At 30.4% G+C, this 22,307-nt stretch carries 18 protein-coding genes and 3 tRNA genes; 13 read left to right on the forward strand and 8 right to left on the reverse strand.

All coding sequences use genetic code 11. From position 1 onward, the window contains the following. Positions 1 to 5 precede the first annotated feature (5 nt). Positions 6 to 3,929, reverse strand: a complete 3,924-nt coding sequence (locus B4A23_RS08710) for a response regulator (RefSeq protein WP_291118991.1) — start codon at positions 3,927 to 3,929, stop codon at positions 6 to 8. A 145-nt stretch (positions 3,930 to 4,074) separates the two neighbouring features. Between B4A23_RS08710 and B4A23_RS08715 the strand changes: the two genes are divergently transcribed. The 4 genes from B4A23_RS08715 (at position 4,075) to cobC (ending at position 7,285) form a co-directional block, all read left to right on the forward strand. Next, on the forward strand, positions 4,075 to 4,581 hold the full coding sequence (locus tag B4A23_RS08715; protein WP_291118994.1) for a hypothetical protein: 507 nt from the start codon (positions 4,075 to 4,077) through the stop codon (positions 4,579 to 4,581). 369 nt (positions 4,582 to 4,950) lie between these two features. Then, positions 4,951 to 5,970 carry a nicotinate-nucleotide--dimethylbenzimidazole phosphoribosyltransferase gene (gene cobT / locus B4A23_RS08720; protein WP_291119029.1) on the forward strand — a complete coding sequence of 340 codons (1,020 nt, stop codon included), beginning with the start codon at positions 4,951 to 4,953 and terminating at the stop codon, positions 5,968 to 5,970. Beyond that, positions 5,964 to 6,740 (forward strand): adenosylcobinamide-GDP ribazoletransferase, encoded by a 777-nt coding sequence (locus B4A23_RS08725; RefSeq protein WP_291119032.1) that lies wholly within the window; start codon positions 5,964 to 5,966, stop codon positions 6,738 to 6,740. The genes cobT and B4A23_RS08725 overlap by 7 nt, the downstream gene beginning before the upstream one ends. Continuing rightward, positions 6,725 to 7,285: an alpha-ribazole phosphatase gene (gene cobC / locus B4A23_RS08730; protein ID WP_291119035.1), complete on the forward strand. Its 561-nt coding sequence runs from the start codon at positions 6,725 to 6,727 to the stop codon at positions 7,283 to 7,285. The genes B4A23_RS08725 and cobC overlap by 16 nt, the downstream gene beginning before the upstream one ends. Positions 7,286 to 7,291: 6 nt before the next feature. Here cobC and B4A23_RS08735 read toward each other — a convergent pair whose 3' ends face one another. Further along, the gene (locus tag B4A23_RS08735; RefSeq protein WP_291119039.1) at positions 7,292 to 8,413 is read right to left on the reverse strand and encodes a DUF723 domain-containing protein; all 1,122 of its coding nucleotides are present in this window, start codon (positions 8,411 to 8,413) and stop codon (positions 7,292 to 7,294) included. 155 nt (positions 8,414 to 8,568) lie between these two features. Here B4A23_RS08735 and B4A23_RS08740 point away from each other — a divergent pair. From B4A23_RS08740 to B4A23_RS08750, 3 genes are all read left to right on the forward strand, one after another. Continuing rightward, a tRNA-Gly gene (locus B4A23_RS08740) sits at positions 8,569 to 8,641 on the forward strand. Between the two features lie 32 nt (positions 8,642 to 8,673). Beyond that, positions 8,674 to 8,757: transfer RNA gene (locus B4A23_RS08745), tRNA-Leu, on the forward strand. A gap of 26 nt (positions 8,758 to 8,783) precedes the next feature. Beyond that, positions 8,784 to 8,856, forward strand: a tRNA-Gly gene (locus B4A23_RS08750). A gap of 119 nt (positions 8,857 to 8,975) precedes the next feature. Here B4A23_RS08750 and B4A23_RS08755 read toward each other — a convergent pair. Then, positions 8,976 to 9,287, reverse strand: coding sequence for a DUF3817 domain-containing protein (locus B4A23_RS08755; RefSeq protein ID WP_038333023.1), 312 nt, complete (start codon positions 9,285 to 9,287; stop codon positions 8,976 to 8,978). 108 nt (positions 9,288 to 9,395) lie between these two features. Here B4A23_RS08755 and B4A23_RS08760 point away from each other — a divergent pair, with 108 nt between their 5' ends. After that, positions 9,396 to 11,024 carry a hypothetical protein gene (locus B4A23_RS08760; RefSeq protein WP_291119044.1) on the forward strand — a complete coding sequence of 543 codons (1,629 nt, stop codon included), beginning with the start codon at positions 9,396 to 9,398 and terminating at the stop codon, positions 11,022 to 11,024. Between the two features lie 13 nt (positions 11,025 to 11,037). Here B4A23_RS08760 and B4A23_RS08765 read toward each other — a convergent pair whose 3' ends face one another. Then, positions 11,038 to 11,565: a hypothetical protein gene (locus tag B4A23_RS08765; protein WP_291119046.1), complete on the reverse strand. Its 528-nt coding sequence runs from the start codon at positions 11,563 to 11,565 to the stop codon at positions 11,038 to 11,040. A gap of 567 nt (positions 11,566 to 12,132) precedes the next feature. Between B4A23_RS08765 and B4A23_RS08770 the strand changes: the two genes are divergently transcribed. Beyond that, complete coding sequence (locus B4A23_RS08770) at positions 12,133 to 13,326, forward strand: aminopeptidase C (protein ID WP_286511370.1); 1,194 nt, start codon at positions 12,133 to 12,135, stop codon at positions 13,324 to 13,326. Positions 13,327 to 13,374: 48 nt separating this feature from the next. Here B4A23_RS08770 and B4A23_RS08775 read toward each other — a convergent pair whose 3' ends face one another. Then, entirely contained in the window at positions 13,375 to 13,767 is a 393-nt protein-coding gene (locus tag B4A23_RS08775; protein ID WP_291119050.1) for a protease inhibitor I42 family protein, read from the reverse strand. Positions 13,768 to 13,872: 105 nt separating this feature from the next. Here B4A23_RS08775 and B4A23_RS08780 point away from each other — a divergent pair, with 105 nt between their 5' ends. From B4A23_RS08780 to B4A23_RS08795, 4 genes are all read left to right on the forward strand, one after another. Next, positions 13,873 to 15,441: an NAD(P)/FAD-dependent oxidoreductase gene (locus B4A23_RS08780; protein ID WP_180905111.1), complete on the forward strand. Its 1,569-nt coding sequence runs from the start codon at positions 13,873 to 13,875 to the stop codon at positions 15,439 to 15,441. Positions 15,442 to 15,511: 70 nt separating this feature from the next. Then, entirely contained in the window at positions 15,512 to 15,982 is a 471-nt protein-coding gene (locus tag B4A23_RS08785; RefSeq protein WP_291119053.1) for a hypothetical protein, read from the forward strand. Beyond that, entirely contained in the window at positions 15,982 to 16,359 is a 378-nt protein-coding gene (gene crcB / locus B4A23_RS08790; protein ID WP_291119056.1) for a fluoride efflux transporter CrcB, read from the forward strand. Before B4A23_RS08785 ends, crcB begins: the two co-directional genes overlap by 1 nt. A 69-nt stretch (positions 16,360 to 16,428) precedes the next feature. Continuing rightward, entirely contained in the window at positions 16,429 to 19,341 is a 2,913-nt protein-coding gene (locus B4A23_RS08795) for a M16 family metallopeptidase (protein WP_291119058.1), read from the forward strand. Between the two features lie 85 nt (positions 19,342 to 19,426). Here the strand turns inward: B4A23_RS08795 and B4A23_RS08800 are convergent, their stop codons facing one another. The 3 genes from B4A23_RS08800 to B4A23_RS08810 all read right to left on the reverse strand — a co-directional run bounded on the left by B4A23_RS08800 (position 19,427) and on the right by B4A23_RS08810 (position 22,255). Next, positions 19,427 to 20,626, reverse strand: a complete 1,200-nt coding sequence (locus B4A23_RS08800) for a ComEA family DNA-binding protein (RefSeq protein WP_291119059.1) — start codon at positions 20,624 to 20,626, stop codon at positions 19,427 to 19,429. 135 nt (positions 20,627 to 20,761) lie between these two features. After that, on the reverse strand, positions 20,762 to 20,983 hold the full coding sequence (locus B4A23_RS08805) for a PspC family transcriptional regulator (RefSeq protein ID WP_038332996.1): 222 nt from the start codon (positions 20,981 to 20,983) through the stop codon (positions 20,762 to 20,764). Beyond that, positions 20,984 to 22,255 (reverse strand): DUF2851 family protein, encoded by a 1,272-nt coding sequence (locus B4A23_RS08810; protein WP_291119062.1) that lies wholly within the window; start codon positions 22,253 to 22,255, stop codon positions 20,984 to 20,986. Positions 22,256 to 22,307 lie beyond the last annotated feature (52 nt).

A 22,307-nucleotide genomic window follows, 5' to 3' on the forward strand; every position in this document is an offset into this window, starting at 1 on the left:
GGTTTTTAAATATTTTTTAAATAGTTAATAACTAATTCTATTTCGGTTTTTACTTTAATAATCAGCTGGTTTTCTTGTAGGTAATTGATTGAAGTTGATTTTTCTATTTGTTCGGTTAAATCAGCCAAAATTGTAAGTCCAGCAGTTTTTGCTGTTCCTTTTACTTTATGACCTAATTGATTTAATCCTTCTAAATTTTGTTTGTTGGAATAAGTTTCAAATTCTAGTATAGATTTTTCTAACTCATTAATAATTATTTCTATAAATGTTTTTCTAAACGATTCGTCTTCTTTCGTATAATTATTTATCATCGAAAGATCAAGATGATTTCCAAAATCATTGGTTTCAATCTTTTCATATTGAGAAAAGTCTAACCATTTTTCTAGGACATCAAAAATATCTTTTTCTCGAATTGGTTTTGCTAAGAAGTCATTCAATCCAGCATCAAGACATTTTTCCTTTTCTCCTTTTACATTTCCAGCTGTCACTGCTATAATCGGAGTTTCTTGAAAATTGTTTAATAAACGAATAACCTTAGTTGCTTCAATACCATTCATTTCTGGCATTTGAATATCCATCAAGATTAAATCGACTTTATTTTCTTGACAAATCGACACTGCTTCCACACCATTTGCAGCTGTATATAAAATAGAATTTGGCGCAATATTTTTTATAATCTGCTGATTTAAAGCCATATTCACTAAATTATCATCAGCAATTAAAATGTGAAATTGTTTCGAAAAATCTTGCGAAATTTCTTCTTGATTTTCAATTTCTATGGTTTGAATTTCTTTCGAATCAATAATCGTTTTACGCAGCGTATCAAACAATTCTTCAGACTTAATTGGTTTCAATAAACGCGAAGTTATTCCCAATTCTTTTGCTTTCTGAATTAGATATTCATCCTCAGAAGAACTATGCAATAATACTAAAGGAGTTTTTGTGTTCTTTGTTATAAAATACTCTTTTATTTTCTGTATTGTTTCTAAACCATTCAAAACTGGCATGTGATAATCCATCAAAATAACATCGTAAACATCGCCATTCAAAACTTTCTGAAGCGCTTCCATTCCATTATTCGCAATATCAGATGTTATATTTTTGAACTTCAACATATGTTGCAAAATCATTTGATTACTCTGATTATCATCTACAATCAACACATGATTTATTTCGTCCAAATGATCAAATTGTTGCTCAATATTATATTCGTAATCAACTTCTAAATCAAAGAAAAATGTAGAACCTTTATCTATTTCGCTTTGCAATTCTAGATGACTTCCGAAATAATTTAATAATTTATTCGAAATTGTTAAACCTAAACCTGTTCCTCCGAAACGCTTACTAACAGTACTATCCTCTTGTGTAAATGCATCAAAAATCTTGGCTTGTTTTTCTGGTTTTATCCCAATTCCTGTATCACGAACAGAGAATCTCAGTTTTGCTTTTTCTCCTTTCACAATTGGTTCAACTGGACTAATTTTTAGTTCTATTTCTCCACTATCCGTAAATTTCACAGCGTTTCCAAGTAGATTAATTAGTACTTGTTTCAATCGAGCTTCATCAATCCAAATAAATTGAGGTAAATTATTATCTATATTCAACAACAATTCAATTTTTTTGTTTTCGGCTTGATAAAGAATCACATTGATTACTTGATTTCCTAACTCGAACAGATTATTTTTTTCTATCGAAACATCCATTCGACCCGATTCAATTTTAGAGAAATCTAAAATGTCATTTATTATTGACAATAATGAGTTTGCAGAATCATTAATAAAATTCAAATATTGTTTTTGAGTTGGATTAAGCGGCGTTTTCAACAATAAATCAGAGAAACCAATCACACCATTTAACGGCGTTCGAATCTCGTGACTCATATTGGCTAAAAACTCAGACTTTGCTTTACTAGCGATATCAGCATTCTTTTTGGCTTTTTTAAGTTCTTTATTTTTCTTGACAGATTCTGTTATATTTTGCGAAAACATAATCAGACCACCAATCTGTTTTTTATTGATATACCAAGGATGAATTGCCCACGAATAGTGTTGATCCGTATCATATTTTGGTGTGCGATAAATAGTATCTTCATTCGAATAATTTTCGCCTTGCAAACAAGCTTCATAAATCGCTTTCCTTTCTGCTGGAACATTGTACATTTCGTAATGAGATTTTCCAATAACATTTTTCTTTTTTATTGCAAATTCATCACACCATTGATTACTTAATGTTAAATAATTCATTTCACTATCAAACATTGCAACAGAAGCTGGTACATGATTAATAAACGTTTCGAAAATAGCTTTTTGTCTTGTCAACTCTAACGTATAACGTTTTCTCTCATTAATATCCTGAAAAATTCCAAAAACGCTAACACATTCTCCGTTTACGAATTCTGGAATTCCTTTACATCTTACCCAAATTGTTTTTCCTTTTTGGGTAACAATCTGCAACTCCATATCATATTCGATTCCTTTTTCTACCGCATCTTTAAAGGCTTTCTTTATTTTTGGATAACTACTTTTTGCTTCATAAAAATTGAGTGCAGTTTCTACATTTGGTTCATAATCTGGTTCAACTTCATGGATTTTTTTCGTTATATCAGCCCAAATTAATTTTTGCTTCACTAAATCATATTTCCAACCTCCTACATTCGCTACTTCGTACGTATGATCTAGCAACTGACGAACACGATTAAGATCTCTTTCCAATAAAGTCCTTTGTGTCATATCCACAGCAGTACTCATTACAACAGGATTTCCTTCGTTATCTTTGTCCAAAATATTACTGTATAACCAATATGTTAACGAACCATCTTTCTTAATCAAGCTCATCAAACCAGAATCTTGCTTTTTATTCAAAATCGTCTCTATATAGGTTTGATATTCTTTTTGATTAGATTTTGGAATTATTTTTTTCAGATTCAAATCTTTTGCCTCATTTTCTGAATAGCCCATAGATTCTAATCCTGTCTTATTTATCGACAAAATATTTCCATCCAAATCATGAATTGTCATTAAACCAAGCGAAGAATTGAAGAAATTTCTAAACTTACGTTCGCTATTTTCTAATTCTACTTTTTTCGAATTTTCAAGCGTAATATCTCGACCAAAGAAAAAGATTTCGTTATCAATTTTTAAGTTAGATTTTGTATACCATTCCACTAACTTCTCTTCTTGAGATTCAGGGGAACACATCAAACATTTAAAATTGATTGAATCTGTATTATTTTTAAGATTTGATAAATACGTATTAACTTTCTTCTTATCTTTTTCCGAAACAAAATCTAAAAAGTTTTCTGCAATAATTGTCTTTTCATCTTTTATTCCTAAAACCTCTTTAAAAGAAGGATTTATAGATTTTAGAACACCATTAATATCGGCAACTCCAATAAGATTATTAGATATTTTATAGATATTTTGAAAGTAAGAAGCGTCTTTTTTTCGCTTTTTACTAACCAATAATTTGGTAATATTTTTCCCAAGTTGAATCAATAAATTACGTTGTTTTTCGTCCAACGTTCTTGGATAATGGTCGTTTACACACAATGTTCCCAACGCATTTCCATTGTCATCAATCAATGGAACACCAGCATAGAACTGAATATTTGCGGCTTTTACACCAGCAATATTTTTTGCAGGTTCAAATTTCGTCACATCATCAATCACCAAAATTTCATTTTCTACCAAAGAAAATTGACATATCGTTTGTTGTCGCGGAACAATATCTACCTCGATTCCACAATTTGCTTTAATCACTTGATAGTTTTCATCAAAAACAGAAACTAACGCAATTGGCGCATTACAAATCAAACTCGCAGCATTTGCAAAAACTTCTAATTCTTCGTCTTTATCATGCGCTTGTAAATTATAATCGTAAACCGCTTGCAATCTTTGCTTTTCGTTCGTTGGGATGGGATAATTTTCCATTTAAATAATAGCTATTTTAAAGGAAAGTAGAGGTGGTTAAAGATATTACATAAATCCAAATATTCGAAATCAATTATTTCTAAAAATCAAACCAACCTTTTTATTCATAAAATCATCTCTATTATAAATCTAAACTTTAAAAAATATGAAAATCACAATTCCAACCCCATGCAAAGAAAAATTACGAGATGATAATTTTTGTGCGAAATGTCAACATAAAATTACTGACTTTTCTAACCTCACAAATGACGAAATTTCAAATAAATTTCAGAAAAAAAACGTTCATTGTGGTATTTTTCATCCAAGCCAATTAGGTCAAAATCTTTTCAAAAAAACGATTTCTAATGTCATGATTTTTTCTGCTTTTGGATTAATGAGTACTTCATCAAAAGCTCAAAAACATAATACAGCTTGCCATGACAATCCATTACCGATCAATAATTCTATAGAAAATGAATCGATTGAATTTAAAATAATTATTACTAAAAGTTCTAACACAAGAATTCAAGAGTTTTCTACTTTCCGATTATTGATTAATGGTGAATTGATAGAACAAACTTTAAAAGTTGGTGAGGAATACACCATAAAATGCGATGTACTAAAAGGTTTACCAATTGATATTCGATTAGCTTCAAACGAAAAAAACATATAAATTAATAAAAATTATACAAGCAAAAATCTACCAAAAAAACTAAAATTGAATGTAGCAGATTTCGTAGCGGAAGAAATTATTATGGGAGATATTTCAATAGAACCAACAATACAAGGAATAATTGCTATTAAAAAATAGTTTTTTTGCTTTTATGATTATTTTCTTACCTTGCTAACACAAAAGGGAATCGAGTGCAAATCTTGAGCTGTCGCGCAACTGTAAGTAGAGAAAAACTATAAGCCAGACCACTTTTTAGATGATGCTTTCGCGATTGAAGCTCAATCAAAACTACATGTATTTTATTATTTGTTGAATTGATTGCACTTGATTTCGAAAGCATTTTTTTATTAAAATTTAGTTTAGTATAAAATGCAAAAAGAAGAAATTCAACACATTATTGATCTTAAAACAAAACCGCTTGGAGCCTTAGGTTTATTAGAAAAAATCGCGCTTAAAATTGGTTTGGTTCAACAAAAAAAACAGTTAGAATTAATCAATCCACATCTGATTGTTTTCGCGAGCGATCACGGAATTGCACAATCTGGTGTTAGCGCGTATCCAGCGGAAGTTACACCTCAAATGGTTTTCAATTTCCTAAATAATGGAGCGGCGATTAATGTTTTTTGTAATCAAAATAAGATTTATTTAACCATTGTTGACGCTGGTGTGAATTATGATTTCGAGGATTATTCGGTTTTGAAAAATTGTAAAGTAGCCAAATCAACCAAAAATTTCTTGTACGAACCTGCCATGACCTTAGATCAATTGGGACAATGTTTTGATTACTCGAAGAAAATTGTGGACGAAATCGCTCAAAACGGAACAAATATTATTGGTTTTGGCGAAATGGGAATTGGGAACACTTCTTCTGCGTCGATGCTTGTACATTATTTGACTGATTTACCTCTTGAACAATGTATTGGTCGTGGAACTGGTTTGAATGATGAGCAATTACAGAATAAAATCAATATTCTAAATGAAGCGAAGAATACACATGGGAAAATTAATGATCCAAAACAAATTTTAGCCACTTTTGGCGGTTTTGAAGTTGCTCAAATGACAGCTGCAATGTTATCTGCTTACGAACACAATATGTTGTTGATGATTGATGGGTATATTGCTTCGGCTGCGATTTTGGTTGCGTCTAAATTGAAACCAGAAATTCTAAACAACGCTATTTTCTGTCATCAAAGTGATGAATCTGGGCATCAATATTTATTGAATTATTTCAACGAAGAACCAATTCTGAACATCAATTTACGCGTTGGCGAAGGAACGGGTTGTGCATTAGCTTATCCAATTATCAAAAGTGCGGTAAATTTTTACAATGACATGGCTAGTTTCGAATCTGCAGGCGTAAGTAACAAAGAAACTGAAGTAGAATGCTAAAAAAAGAAGTCACTTATTTTTTAACAGCTTTGATGTTTTTTACACGAATTCCAATTCCGTTCAAAATTCCATATAGTAACGAAATTATGAATCAATCACAGAAATATTATGCAGCAATTGGTTTATTAGTTGGCGCTTTCAATGCATTGATTTATACGATTTGTCAATTTATTTTACCTGTTGATATCGCCATTATTATCACAATGATTACAAGTGTTTTGTTGACTGGCGCCTTTCACGAAGACGGTTTCACCGATGTTTGCGATAGTTTTGGAGGTGGTTATGGCAAAGAAAAAATCTTGACAATTATGAAAGATAGTAGAATTGGAGCTTATGGTGTAATTGGCGTTATCTTATTGTTGTTATTGAAATTCTCATCTCTTCAACACATTGCCGAAAATAATTTTTGGTTGATGATTTTCAGCTTGATTTCAGCACATTCGGTTAGTCGTTTTTTTTCTGGAATGACGATTTATACGCACGAATATGTAACAGATATCGACAAAAGTAAATCGAAACCTATGGCAAACAAAGCACTTCCGATAAAAAATCTTGTCATTAGTTTTCTTTTCTGTCTTGTGCCTTTTATTGTTTTTGGCGAATGGAAATTCTTGTTGATTTTACCACTTTGTTACATAGGAAAAGTTTATTTGGGCTGGTATTTCAAGAAATATATTGGTGGATATACGGGCGATTGCTTGGGAACAGTGCAACAAGTTACCGAAGTTTTGTTTTATCTTGGCGTTTTAATTCTATGCAAGTTTCTGTAATTCGACATACAAAAGTTAACGTTCCTTCATCGGTTTGTTACGGGCAAACTGATGTGGAATTAGCTGACACTTTTCATCAAGAAGTGGTACAAGTTCATACTAAAATTGAAAGCAAATTTGATATAATTTTTTCAAGTCCGTTAAGTCGTTGTCAACGCTTGGCAGAAACTTTCTCGAATGAAATTATTTTTGATGATCGATTAAAAGAATTCAATTTTGGAGATTGGGAAATGAAATCGTGGAACGAAATTCCTTCGGAAGAAATTGAACCTTGGTACGCCGATTTTGTCGGAACTAAAACGCCAAATGGAGAATCGATGCAAGAAATGTCAGAACGACTTTTTGATTTTATGAACGAATTACGAAATGCTCAATACGAAAAAGTGTTGATTGTTGCACATGGAGGAATCATTCGTTTGATGTGGTGTTATTTGTTGCAAATTCCAATCAAAAATGCATTCAAAATTCCTGTAAATTATGGCGAAATATTTCAGTTTAATTTAGGAAAAACGAATGAAGAAGATTTTATTTTGAAGAAAGAATAATTAATTCTATAAAATTTCATCTATTAAAATCTCTTCAATATGATTTAACTTATCAAAGTTTATTCTTAACAATTTAATTGACATATCTTTACAATAAACATTTTTTATATCATCTTTAATTAATTGTTTTTGAAATGCTTTTTCACCACCAAAAATTGATAATGGTTCAAAATGTTGAATACCATCATATTCAATTAATATATTTTGTTTAGGAAGATAAAAGTCAAAAATCAATTGTTTAACAACCTTACAATCATCAAATTTTTTTTGATAAATATATTCAATGTTATTTTTTTCTAAAAAAAGACGAATAAACCTTTCTCCAACTGATTCAACACATTTACTACATCCTTTACCATTAGAGTGAATATGATCAGTTGGTGTTTGTTTAAAAACTCCATGTTCTTTACATTTTATAAGAACTTTGGTATGAGCATTAATATAATTTGATAAAGAATAATCATAAATATCTCCATGAATATTTCTTGCTCTATCTACAAATTCTTTTTTAGTTAAAGGAATATTACCAGTACATTTAGGACAGTTGTGCCCTTTCAAATGAGAATGAGCAGTTTGTTCCCAAATTCCATGTTTTTTACATATTATTTTAATTTTCTCATCAGCTCCCTTATAAATTACTTCAGAATAGTCATATTTATTATTATGTACATTATTAGCAAGAGTTATAAATTCATCTTGAGTCCTAGAAAAATGTTTAGATAATTTTTCTAATCCACAATAATAACATCCTTTTTTGTCATTAATATGATTATCGGGAGTTTGCCTCCATTCTCCATGCTTTTTGCAAATTATTCTAACTTTTTTAAAAGCACCTTCATAATCAATTTTACTTAAACTATAATCATAATTATCACCATGTATTTTGATTGCTTGGTTTAAAAAAATATAAAAAGGTTTTATTCTTTTAATTCTTGATTTTTCTATTCCACAAATAGGACAACCTTGCTTTCTATTTATATGCTTATATGGAGATTGTTTAAACACCCCATGTAAAGGACATTTAATGATCACTTTAGTATTCATATTTGTATATTCAACTAAAGAATAATCGTAAAAATCTTGATGAATTAATTTAGCCTTAGATAAGAAAATATTTTTACGATCCATTGATTCTATACATTATTTTATATTTTTCCCTAATTTCTCAAAAAAAATCAACAAGTCAAATATTTCAAAATTAATTTATTAGAAAAAAGTTGTGAAATTTATTCGAAAAACACTTGCAAAAGTAATATTAATGACCTTATATTTGCACTCACAACGCGGGAATAGCTCAATTGGTAGAGCGTCAGCCTTCCAAGCTGAATGTTGCGAGTTCGAGTCTCGTTTCCCGCTCTTTGAAATATTAAATTCAAAAATCAAATTTTGCCTTGGTGGTGGAATTGGTAGACACGCAGGACTTAAAATCCTGTGTCCATTAGGACGTGCGGGTTCAAGTCCCGCCTGAGGTACTTTTTAATTTGATTTGAAAATTTACGCGGGAATAGCTCAATTGGTAGAGCGTCAGCCTTCCAAGCTGAATGTTGCGAGTTCGAGTCTCGTTTCCCGCTCTGTAAAAGCCGAAGATTAATCTTCGGCTTTTTTTATTTAGAAAAATATTGATTCCAACACATAAAAAAACCTTAAACAATAACGTTTAAGGTTTTTACTTTTTTATCTAATCGATGTCTTATTTCGCTTCTTCAGACAACATTTGTTTGTATTTTTTGCCTTCAATTAATCTTTTTTCTGCCCAAATTGTTCCTCCAGGAATAACTGCAGCAACAAAAAAGATCATAAAAATTTTCCAAGACCAATTGTATTTTTCCTTCAATAAATAAACCAATATAATATAAGCTACAAACAATCCTCCGTGTACACGTCCTGCGTGCGTTACCCAAGTCGGATCTTCCCAAATATATTTCATTGGCATTGCGATAAAAAACAAAACTATCGCAGAAATAGCTTCTAAATATCCAGTAATTTTAAATAATTTCAACATTCATCTTAAATTTGAAGTCAAAAATAATTTTTAATTTTCAAACGAACACTAATAGATATCAGTAAAACAAATACTTAACATCTATTTTACACGTTATTATAAACAATAATGCGATTTTCAGGCTACATATTCTTCTTTTTTATCCAAACTATTTTGCTTTTTGGACAAGAAAAAAAATATCATTTTTTACGGTATAATGATGATACAAAATCGTATACAAAAGACTTCGAAAGCAAAAATCTTGATTCATCTTTAGATTCGCTTCAAAAAACAGGTTATTATACGTTGACGATTGATTCGATAAAAAATGAAAAAGTTTATCTAAATAAAGGAAAATTGTACCAAACAATTTGGGTAAAAAACAATGAATTGTTCGAAAATAAAAATAATTATTTCCCTACAAATAATTTAGATTCCATTCTAAATAAAATCGCCACAATCAACACTAATCAAGGTTATCCGTTTACGCAAATAAAACTTATTCCAAATGGTTTTGAACAAAATGAACAGAAAATTGAATTAGTTTTAAACAAAGGGAATCAGCGCAAAATTGATGGCGTAAAATTGGTTGGTTACGAAAAATTATCCAAGGGTTACATGCGTCATGGACTTAATATAAAAACTGGCGAAGTCTATAATGAACAGAAGTTGGCAACGATTTCGACATTAATGCAACAAACCAATTATATTGCAGAAGCGCAATTACCACAAACTTTATTTAAGCCCGATTCGACGATTTTATATTTGTATCCTCGCAAAGTGAATTCAAATTATTTTGATGGTGTTTTAGGTTTTGGAACTGATGATAACGGCGATTTTAGATTAAACGGAAATGTTCAACTTTCGTTGAATAATGTGTTCAATAGTTTGGAAGAAATCAGGTTAAATTGGATTGGAACAGCGAATAAAAATACGTCGTTGAATATTGGTGTTAAAGTACCTTATTTATTCAAATCTGCGATTGGTTCGGAAACGAATTTCAAGCTTTTCAAGCAAGATTCTGTTTTTGTGAATTTAGATTTTTCGGAAAGATTATTTTATCAACTCAACCTCAACTCGAATATTGGTGTGAGCGGAATTATACAATCGTCTAACTTTTTGTTGGAAGATGATTCTTATCTAAAATCGAGCTACGACGATTATTCGAAAATTGGTTTTGGTTTGAGTTATCACTATTTCCTGAAACATCCTTTTCGTTTGATGGAAGGAAAATCGATGTTGAATGTTGCGGTAAACTCGATTCGTAAAAAGGAAAAAAACTTCTCGTGGACAGAAGATTTGGAAAATAAAACCGTCAATCAAGTTGAAGTTGGTCTAAAAACGTTTCGTTTATTCGAATTATCCAAAAAACATTTCTTAAAAGCTGGTGCAGAGTTTAGAGGTTTACTCACAAAAGACGATGATTTTTCCGAAAACGAATTGTACAGAATTGGTGGTTTCGGGAGTTTTAGAGGTTTTAACGAAGAAAGTATTACGGCAAATATGTACGGATTTTTGAGTGCAGATTATCGTTTTGTTCCAAGCGAAGCTTTTTATATTGGACTTTTCGCCGATTATGGTTTTATTGATAACAAACGCGCAAATCTGAACACTTCTTTATTAAGTTTAGGAACTGGAATTTCTTTTTTAACGAAAATGGGAATTTTTAATTTGAGTTATGCAGTTGGTAAAACAGACGAAACTTCTTTCGACTTCAAAGAATCTAAAATCCATTTTGGGATATTAAGTCAGTTTTAAAAAATTAACCATGTCAATGGTGGTTTTTATTCATTTCATTAACTTCTATTCTTAAATCTTCACAAAGACTACATATATCATTCATTTCATGTTTATTAACTAATGTTAAGGCTTCAAATTCCATGAAATTTATTTTAATTACAATGAAATCAGTTGATTTAAAAATTTTACTACAATTATAAAAGTTATAATTAATGGAGCTGTTTTCGTAAATTTCTTTAGTAAGTAACGGACGTAAAAATTCAATATTTTGACTATTTAATATTGAACTAAGAACACCCCATAAATCTTCAACATCAAGCTCTCTAAATGGCCGAATAAATCCTTCTGTTAATGAATCAAGAAGTGAAATTGTTGCAAAATTTTCACTTTGATAATCTTTAACACCAAAATACCCTTCTATTAAAACTGATTCTTCAATTAAACTTTCTGGGTGATATATACTTTTCTCAATCAATCTTGAAAATACATTTCTTGTTTCAAAAAAGATTTCTGGGATTAAAAAGTCTTTAAGTAGATTTAATTTTTCTTGATGTTTCATTTTATCCAGTTTTTATAAAATGTTGTATAACATTATAATTTCACAAAGCAAAATATAACTTTGTTTCGTTATTTCATTAAATTACCCACTAATATAATTATTTATCGTAAGGCTACATTTATCTAAAACATATCTGTTTCTAATATCCGTCAAGAAGATTTGATTACAAACAAGATTTTTTATAATAAATGTAAATCTACATTAATCTAAAACATATCCGTTTGTAATAAATGTAAATCTACGTTTATCTCAATCATATCTGTTTGTAATGTCAGTCAAGAAAATTTGATTATAAATACGTCTGTTTTATCTTTCCCGAGCACTCAGTTTATTATAAACAAGGTTGTTTTACCTTTCCCGAGGACTAAGTTTATTATAAACAGACATGTTTTACCTTTTCCGAGGACTTGTTTGATCACAAACAAGTCTGTTTTAGCTTACCAAATGTATTGAGTAAATGATTACTAAGAAGTTTTATTAAAAAAACTTTAAATTTTTATAGGTTTATTGTTAACATTTTCGTGAAATTAGCTACTTATAAAATACTCACACAAAATAAATTTAAAAATGCGTAAAATTTTTTATCCAGTTTTAGCTTCAGCTTTATTTTTAGCTTCAGCTCAATTGGCGTCTGCACAAGACAATTTAGTTAATTCTTTGAACAAAAATGTTAGTGAAAATAGTAAAGAAGCTTTCAAATTTACTGATGTTATCAATTTAGCTAAAACTCCAGTAGAAAACCAAGGTTCATCAGGAACTTGTTGGTCATATTCAGGAAATTCTTTCTTCGAATCAGAAATGTTAAGAATGGGAAAACAACCTATTCAATTGTCTCCAATTTTCAATGCAAGAAACACATATGTTGAGAAAGGAAAACAATATGTTCGCATGCACGGTGCAACAACTTTAGGTGATGGAGGTTCTTTCTATGATGTTTTGAATACAATCAAAAAATACGGAGCAGTTCCAACTGAAACTTACACAGGTTTGAATTACGGAACAAAAACAAATCAATTTGGTGAAATGGCTGCAATTCAAGAAGGAGTTTTGAAAGCGGTTGTTGCAAATCCAAATGGGAAATTAACACCAAACTGGGAGAAAGCCTATACAGCTGTTTTGGATAGCTATTTAGGAGAATATCCAAAGGAATTCACATACAACGGAAAAAAATACACACCACGTACATTTGCTGATCAAGTGGTAGGAATTAATCCAAACGATTATGTTGCGATTACATCTTTCAAAGATCACGACTATTACAAACCGTTTGTATTAGCGATTCCTGATAACTGGGCGTACGAATCTTTCTACAATGTTCCGATGACAGAGATGACTGATAACATTGATTATGCTTTGAAAAACGGATTTACAGTTGCTTGGGCAACAGACGTTTCTGAAAAAGGATTTAGCTGGAAAAATGGTGTAGCGTATGTACCAGAAGTTGATTTTGCAGATATGAATGCGCAACAAAAAGCAGATATGTTCAAAGGTCCAAAACCAGAAAAAGTGATTACAGAAGATATGCGTCAAGCTGCTTTTGATGATTACCAAACGACTGATGATCACGGAATGCACATTGTTGGTATTGCGAAAGATCAAAACGGTAAAGATTACTACATCGTGAAAAACTCTTGGGGTTTAACTAACGATTACGAAGGATATCTTTATGTAACAAAAGCATTTGTTCAGTACAAAACAACAAATATTTTAGTTCATAAAAACGGTGTTCAAAAACAAACGTTGAAAAAATTAGGAATCTAATTTGTAAGATAATAAACTAAAAAAATCCACTCAATGAGTGGATTTTTTTTATTTCACAATAAATGTAATTTGTTTTGTATTAGCTGGCGCAGCTTCCTCCCAGCCTCTTTTGTAATCAAACTGAATTGTACATTCGCCTTTGCTTCCCGCTTTCACAGTATATACATTTTTACTCGGCGCGCCTACCACTCCTTCTTGTTGATTTTTCACATTTGACTTATCAACAATTTTCACACTACAATCTTCTGGCTCAGAAGTAAACCAATCATAACCAGTAGAAGGATTAGCAGTAACTTCTAATTTTACCTGATCACCTTCATTTAGTTTAATCGTTTTTACATTTTCGATTGTATCTAAATTGATCTTTTGTTCTTTACTTGCATTTGTCGCACACGCTGTCAACAAAGTTGCACTTCCTATTAGTAATAAAGTTTTTTTCATTTATGACGGATGATTTTATTTATTTTTTTGATAAAAACAGTTATAAAGCTATTCAACTAAGCGCTTTTTCAACTAATTTTGTACTTTATTTTTTAGTCAATAATTATGCCTCAAAATGTAACGATACGAATTTCTCCTACAGAAGCTGCAAACGAGAAAATTTTGAAACAACGTTTAGCATCTGCTGTTAAAACAAAACCGGAGAATATCAATGCTTACCAAATTATTCGTCGCTCATTAGATGCGCGAAGCCGAAATATTATTTCCCAATTACAAGTCAATGTTTTTGTAAATGAAGAATTTTCTGATGCTTTCGAGTTTCATCCAAATCTTCAAAATGTAGAAAATAAACACGAAGTTTATATTGCTGGTGCTGGTCCTGCTGGACTATTTGCTGCGTTAGAATTAATAGAACAAGGTTTGAAACCAATTATCATCGAGCGTGGTAAAAATGTTCGTGACCGTCGTCGTGATTTAGCTGCGATGAACAAAGAAGGAAAAGTAAATCCTGAATCTAACTATTGTTATGGCGAAGGTGGCGCTGGGACTTATTCGGACGGAAAATTATATACGCGTTCTACAAAACGTGGAAACATCCTGAAATCATTGCAATGGTTTGTACATTTCGGTGCGACAGAACGTATTTTGCAAGAAGCGCATCCACATATCGGAACAAATAAATTACCTGGAATTATCGCCAACATGCGCGAAGCAATTATCGAATGTGGTGGTGAAGTTTGGTTTGACACAAAACTAACGGACATTATTATCGAGAATAATCAAATCAAAGGAATTGAAATCAATCATGATAAAAAAATTAAAACTTCTTCTTTGATCTTAGCAACGGGACATTCGGCTCGTGATATTTTTAGAATGTTAGATGAAAAAAATGTTTTAATTGAAGCAAAACCTTTTGCATTGGGTGTTCGTGTAGAACATCACCAAAGTTTGATTGATTCTGCTCAATACCATTGTCCAGTTGGAACGGAACGAAACGAATTTCTTCCTCCTGCCTCGTATTCATTAGTTTCGCAAGAAGCTGGTCGCGGCGTTTTCTCTTTTTGTATGTGTCCTGGAGGAATTATTGCGCCCGCATCTACAGACGAAGGAGAATTGGTGGTAAATGGTTGGTCACCTTCCAAACGTGACGGATTTTTTGCAAACTCGGGAATGGTTGTAACAGTTGATGAAAAAGATTTTGCTAAATATGGTTTTACTGGACCTTTGGCTGGAATGAAATTTCAACAAATGGTCGAGCAAAAAGCATGGCAAGTTGGTGGAGGTAAATTAAAAGCACCTGCACAACGAATGACCGATTTTGTTTCAGGAAAATTATCTAATTCATTGAATGATTGCTCTTATTTACCAGGTTTAACTTCAGGTTTATTAAGCGAAGTTTTACCAAAAGAAGTTCATCAATCTTTGAAATTAGGTTTTCAAACATTTGGTAAAAAAATGAATGGTTACTATACCGAAAATGCAAATATTGTGGCAACAGAATCTAGAACTTCTTCACCTGTTCGTATTCCGAGAAATGAAGAAACGTTAGAACACACGCAAATTTCTGGTTTATTTCCTTGCGCTGAAGGAGCTGGTTACGCTGGTGGAATTATTTCTGCCGCAATGGACGGAGCAAAAGTTGCAATTGCTGTGAAGAATTTTATCGAAAAATAGTTTTATATTTAATACTCAAAATAAAATACAGATGTCAAGCTGAACTTGTTTCAGCTTCGCATCTTTAGAAATGATGAATCTCTTAAAATCTATACTATTAATTTTTATTTCTTCTATAAGTTTTGCTCAAGTAAAAGTTTTAGAAGATTATATTTCTATTGAAAATAATTCATCTGAAGTTTCAAATAAGATTATTTCAAATGAAGATTTTTTAAGAGTTTTAATTGATGAATACTATAAACTAACATTTGAAGAAGATTTAATCGATAATGAATTGATAAATTATCAAATTGTAAAAAATGAATTTGATTTCAATAATATTAATATAAAAAAAAATATCAATCATAAATTTTCTTTTAAATCTAAAAAAAATAATAAATACAGATATTCAAATCCACTTATTTCAAAAAATAAAAATTATGCTATCATTTACGAACTTGACAATCCAAATGGATTAAGCGGTGGTGGAGATTTAATTTTATTAAAACTTGAAAATAATAAATGGAAAAAAATAGGAATTTTATATAGTTGGATGGCATAATGAATCTCTTAAAATCTATACTATTCGTTGGTTTAGGTGGCGCTTTTGGTAGTGTTGCAAGATTTTTTATTTCGTACGGAATCGGAAAATATTATTCACAACCTTTTCCATTTGCTACGTTTTTGACAAATGTTATTGGTTGTTTTTTGATTGGCGCTTTATATGGATATTCAATCAAAAATGGTTTAGGAAATACCTATTTCAATTTTTTACTAATAACAGGTTTTTGTGGAGGTTTCACCACATTTTCTAGTTTTTCGTATGAAAATTTCAACTTAATTCAACAACAAAATTACATCACACCAATTATTTATATTTTTTCAAGTGTACTCATTGGATTAATATTTACAATGATTGGTTTTAGATTAACAAAATAACTCTATATCGAAAATAGTTTTCTCTTATTCATTTTAATATCCTACTTTTAAGCAACTTAAAAAAAATACATGAGGAAATCTATTTTAATCTGCGGAATCATTTTTGGTTCTGTATTTACTCACGCACAATTAAAAACAGTGAAAAAAACTGACAATAAAGGATATACCTACGAAATGGTAGAAAATGATCCTTCGAATACAAGAATTTATACGTTAAAAAATGGTTTAAAAATCTATTTGGCCCAAATAAAAGACGAACCAAGAATCCAAACTCATATAGCTGTAAAAACAGGTTCTAACAACGACCCAGAAGACAATACTGGTTTGGCTCACTACTTAGAGCATATGGTTTTTAAAGGAACTTCAAAAATCGGAACACAAAATTGGGCTGTTGAAAAACCTTTGATTCAACAAATTTCAGATTTATACGAACAACATAAAGCAGAAAAAGATCCTGCAAAAAAAGTTGAGATTTATAAAAAAATTGATCAAGTTTCGCAAGAAGCATCCAAATATGCTGTGGCAAATGAGTATGATAAATTAATTTCATCTTTGGGAGCATCAGGAACTAATGCACATACATCTTTAGAAGAAACAATTTATCATAACAATATTCCGAATAACGAATTAGAAAAATGGTTGAAAGTAGAATCTGAGCGTTTTGGAGAATTAACTTTACGCCTTTTTCATACTGAATTAGAAGCCGTTTACGAAGAATTTAATCGTTCTCAAGACAATGATGGACGTTTGGTTTACTATAAACTAATGCAAACGTTATTTCCGAAATCTCATTACGGAACACAAACTACAATTGGAACTTCAGAACATTTGAAAAATCCATCAATGGTTGCAATCCATAATTATTTCGATAAATATTATGTAGCAAGCAATATGGCTGTGATGTTAATCGGTGATTTCGATTTTGATACGGCTGTTCCAATGATTGATAAATATTTTGGAAATTATGCTACAAAACCAGCTCCAGCACAATATGTAGCAAAAGAAGATCCGATTAAAACAATCAGTACAAGCGAAGTATTTAGTCCTTCATCAGAGCGAGTACAGTTTGCTTATCGTTTCGATGGAGCAAAAAGTTCTGATGCAAAATATGTAACATTAATTGATTATATCTTAAGTAATTCTACAGCTGGATTAATCGACTTAAATATCAATCAACAGCAAAAAACATTAGGAGCAGGAAGTTCTTCTTCTTTCTTTAGAGATTATGGTATGCATTCTTTTTCTGGATCTCCAAAACAGGGGCAAAATTTAGACGAAGTACGTGATTTATTGATTGCTCAAATTGAGAAAATCAAAAAAGGAGAATTTGATGATTGGATGATAGAAGCAGTTGTAAATGATTTGAGAAAATCTCGTATGAAAAGCTGGGAAAACACTCGTTCTTTAGCAGCAAGTTTGTACAAATCATATATCAATGATGTTCCTTGGGCAGAAGTTGTCGATCAATACGATGATATGGGTCGTGTAACGAAGCAAGAATTAATGGACTTCGCAAAGAAAAATTATACAAATAATTATGTAATTGTTTACAAACGTCAAGGTGAAAACAAAGATTTGGTACGGGTTTCAAATCCTGGAATTACGCCAATTCAATTGAATCGTGATGCTGAATCTACTTGGTACAAGGATTTCATGAAAATCAAATCAAGTGAGATTAAACCTGTTTTTGTTGACTTCAAAAAAGAATTGAAGGAAGGAAAAATCAAGAATGCAAAATTCACTTCGATTCAAAACAAGACAAACGACATTAGCTCTGTTTACTATATCGCGGATATGGGATCGGACAATAATAAAAAGCTTGGTTTAGCAATTAATTATTTAAATTATTTAGGAACCTCTAAATATTCGCCAGAGAACTTGAAAAAAGAGTTTTATAAAATTGGTGTTGATTATGGCGTTAATCCTGGTATAGAAAGAACTTCTGTTTATATCACAGGCTTACAAAAGAACTTAACAAGCGGAATCAAATTATTTGAACATCTTTTAAGTGATGCTGTTGCAAATAATGAATCTTACCAAGAATATGTGAAAACAATCTTGAAATCGAGAGAAAATTCTAAAAAGAACAAAAACGTGATTTCTTCTTTGTTGAACACTTATGCGCAATACGGACCAAATAACCGTTCGAGAGATATTATTTCTGAAGCAGACTTGAAAGCTATAGATCCAAAAGAATTAACGCAAATCATCAAAGATTTCTTTAATTACAAGCACCAAATTTTCTATTACGGAAATAATGAAGCAGAAACGAAAAAAGCAATTGAACAAAATCATAATTTCGGAAAAAATTTAGATTATCCTAAGAAAAAAGAATATCCGCAACCAGCAACAGATGGTAAAGTATATTTTGCTCCTTACGATATGGTACAAGCGGAAATTAATTTCTTTGCTCGTGATACTAAATATGATCCTACTTTGTTGACATCTTCAGGAATTTTCAATGAGTATTTTGGTGGAGGTTTATCATCTATCGTTTTCCAAGAAATTCGTGAGTCTAAATCCTTAGCTTATTCTGCTGGTTCTTATTACATTAACGCAAATAAAAAAGATAATTACAATTATGTAAGAGCTGTAATTGGAACACAAGCAAACAAATTACCACAAGCTGTTGACGCAATGAAAGAATTAATGAATAATATGCCAAAAGCAGAAAATCAATTTAATAATTCTAAGCAAGCTGCACTTAAGCAAATCGCTACAAGTCGCTATACAAAAGCAAATGTGTTCTTTTATTGGTTATCGTTACAAGATAAAGGTCTAAATTATGATATCAATAAAGATATTTACGATCAAACATCTAAATTAACATTAGATCAATTGGATCAATTTTTCCAAAAACATATCAAAGGTCAAAACTTCAATGTTGGTTTAATTGGTAAGAAAGAAAACTTAGACTGGCCATCTGTTGAAAAACTTGGACAAGTAAAAGAATTGACTTTAGAAGAATTATTTAACTACTAATAATCAGAAATTATAAAAACCAATAAACGCGTTTAGGAAATCCTATAACGCGTTTATTTTTTAAAACTAACCTATGAATGAATAATCACTCAAAAACCAAATAAGGCTCAATTTCCCTAAACTTTTCTTCACTTATCGCATAACATCTTTTCAATGTTTTTGCATCTTTAAAACTTCCACCTAACGAACGTTTAAAATTAAGAATCGTATTTGCTTGTTTCTCTGTAAAACCAAGTTTCATCCAATCCTCATGACTCAAATTATTTGGATTAAACTTGCCTTTTATTTCTATTTTTTCAACTACTTTTTCCTCTGTTTTTGGTTGCTCAACTTTTGGCTGTTCAGCTTTATAAACTACATTTTCAGGCAAATCAATATAAGATTCCATTTCTGCATATTTTTCATCCGAAATCATGTAACATTTTTTCAATTGCTCTTTTGATTTAAACTGACCTCCCAAAATATTTTTATATTTCAAAATTGAAGCAGCTTGTTTAGACGAAAAACCTATTTTTTGCCAATCATTTTCAGAATAACTATTTGGATTAAATTTTACATATTGAATCTTTTTACCACTTTGTTTTTTCTCATTTCTTTCATCTTCCTTCGATTTTTCTGGTAACAAAATATACGTTTTCATCTCTGCATATTTCGCATCATCAATCACAAAACATTTCCTCAATTGCTCTTTCGACGTAAACTTTCCTCCAACAATCTGCTTATATTTCATGATAACTTCTGCCTGTTTTGGAGAAAAACCAAGTTTTTCCCAACCTTGTTGTGGCAAATCATTTGGATTGAAATTTTTATAAACGATTTTAGTTTTTGGCGATGAATAATCTATAAAACTAGATTTAGGGTTTTCTGGTAAAAGAACAAAAGGAGCCAATTCATTATACTTTCCTTCATCGATGACATAACATTTCTTAAGCTGTTCTTTCGATGTAAATTCTCCACCAACAATTCCTTTATATTTCAAAATAACTTCGGCTTGACGTTCAGAAAATCCTAAATTCATCCAATCTTCTAAAGACAAATCATTTGGATTAAAAGGTTTAATTGAATCTTTTAATTGCTTTTTTGAAGTAGAATTATATGTATAATTCTTCGGAGTTGTTTGATAATTTGCTAGCAAAATTTTATCTGCTTCTGATAATTGATACGTTTCTTTTTCAACTGAAATATGTTGAAAAATCTCAAATAACAGAATCAAAACAAATAATAAATACAAGCCAAATCGTTGTGATTTATTCAGGTAAAAAGTAGATTTTTTTAAATATTTCATCTTGGTTGAAAAAGAAATGAAAATAAAATCCTTATCATACACTCACCATATCGAAAAACAATATAACCATCAAATATTTAACAAGTTAAGAAGTCTAAAATAAATAATAGGTTTTAAGTATTTGTAAATATTTTTTTACAAATCAAAAACAGATTTTCGCTTGATGACAAAACAATCTTTTACCCAAAAAAAGAATAACATAATAAAATAACCAACAAATGTTAAACCGAAAGTTGCGAAGGTTAAATAAATGAAAATCAAGCGTAATTTTGCAACACGAATTCCTAATTTATCTGCAAAACGAGAGATAACATTAAACCATTCTGTTTCTGTAAAATTCCTTATTTGATCTTTCATTTAACGTAAAATTTGTTGTCCGATAGCGCAATTTAAACATTTTTTTTCGGAGCAATATCTTTTTTTGAGCTGAATTAATTGTTGCGAATCTTTTGCCGATTTATTTTCAAAACCAATTCGTTCAAATTCATCTAAAATCGAGTTATTTTCCGCTTCCATTTCATTTAATAAATCCAAATAAAAATCAATTTCTACCTCATCTTTTTGTCGCTCGAATGCATAACGAATAGGAATAATAGAGTTGATGAGCAAATTATTTATTTTATCTTTTGAAAGATTTTTAAGCTGAAATTTCGATTCATTTTTGAATGTATAATGCGTTTCCCAAAAAGAATTTAATTCCAACTTCTCGAAGATTTTATAAAATCCTTTCAAATTTTGGGGCTGAATAATTTCCGAAAACAAACTTTGATAATTCACATAAATCGATGCTAATTGCGCCAAACGAATCGTTGGAAAACCAATTGGTCGCATTTTCGAAAATCGAAATAAACTATTTTCAATTGATTGTAATTGATATTTATTTTTCAGGAATTGATATTCGTTTTTTAATTGTTTAAAATAATCATTTTCATAATTTTCTTCTAAAAATCCAGCTTGTCCAAAAAATAAGGCTTCAACTTTTTGAGCATCAAATTGTATTTTTTGCAAAACTTTGAACGGAAAAGAATTTGACCAAATCTCAAAACTTTCTACATTCACTTTCAAACCAAAATTCTTAGCCAAACTTCTGAACAATGTTTCTTCCCAATTCGAACTATTGTGTTCTAAAATTTGTACAATATCATTAGTTTTCTCTTCGAAACGTTCAATTAAAATTCGTTCAAACCAAAAAGAAAATTGTTTCAAATCAATTGAATTTAAAAACTCTTCGCAATAAATTTTATCCAATTTAGAATTGATGATATTTTGATAATTAAAAACAATTTCCGGTTTTACAAAATCTTGTAAAATCAAAGTTTGTACATTACGTTGACGCAAAATATCAACTTCGCAATCGTGATTCCAAACGACATGTAAAATCACATTTTGATACGATAAATCATTCGAATGTTGATGCAAATTCCAATCCGAAGAATTGACATGCATTTCCACACTTCCAATCCACAATTTGTCACCAATAATGATTTCAGCTTCCAAAAAATCTGGTCCAGCATGATGATTTAACTTTCCAACTTTCACTATTTCAATGAAATCTCCATGAAAAGTTTGTAAGCTTTGATGTGAAAATTGATTCAATTTCCAAATATGATGTAGAAAAATTTCTTTCATAGACAAAAGTTAATCAATGAATTATAAAAAATTATTAAAATAAATACTTATT

It is taken from the genome of Empedobacter sp. UBA7248 (assembly GCF_002472945.1).
Classification (GTDB): Bacteria; Bacteroidota; Bacteroidia; order Flavobacteriales; family Weeksellaceae; genus Empedobacter; species Empedobacter falsenii_C.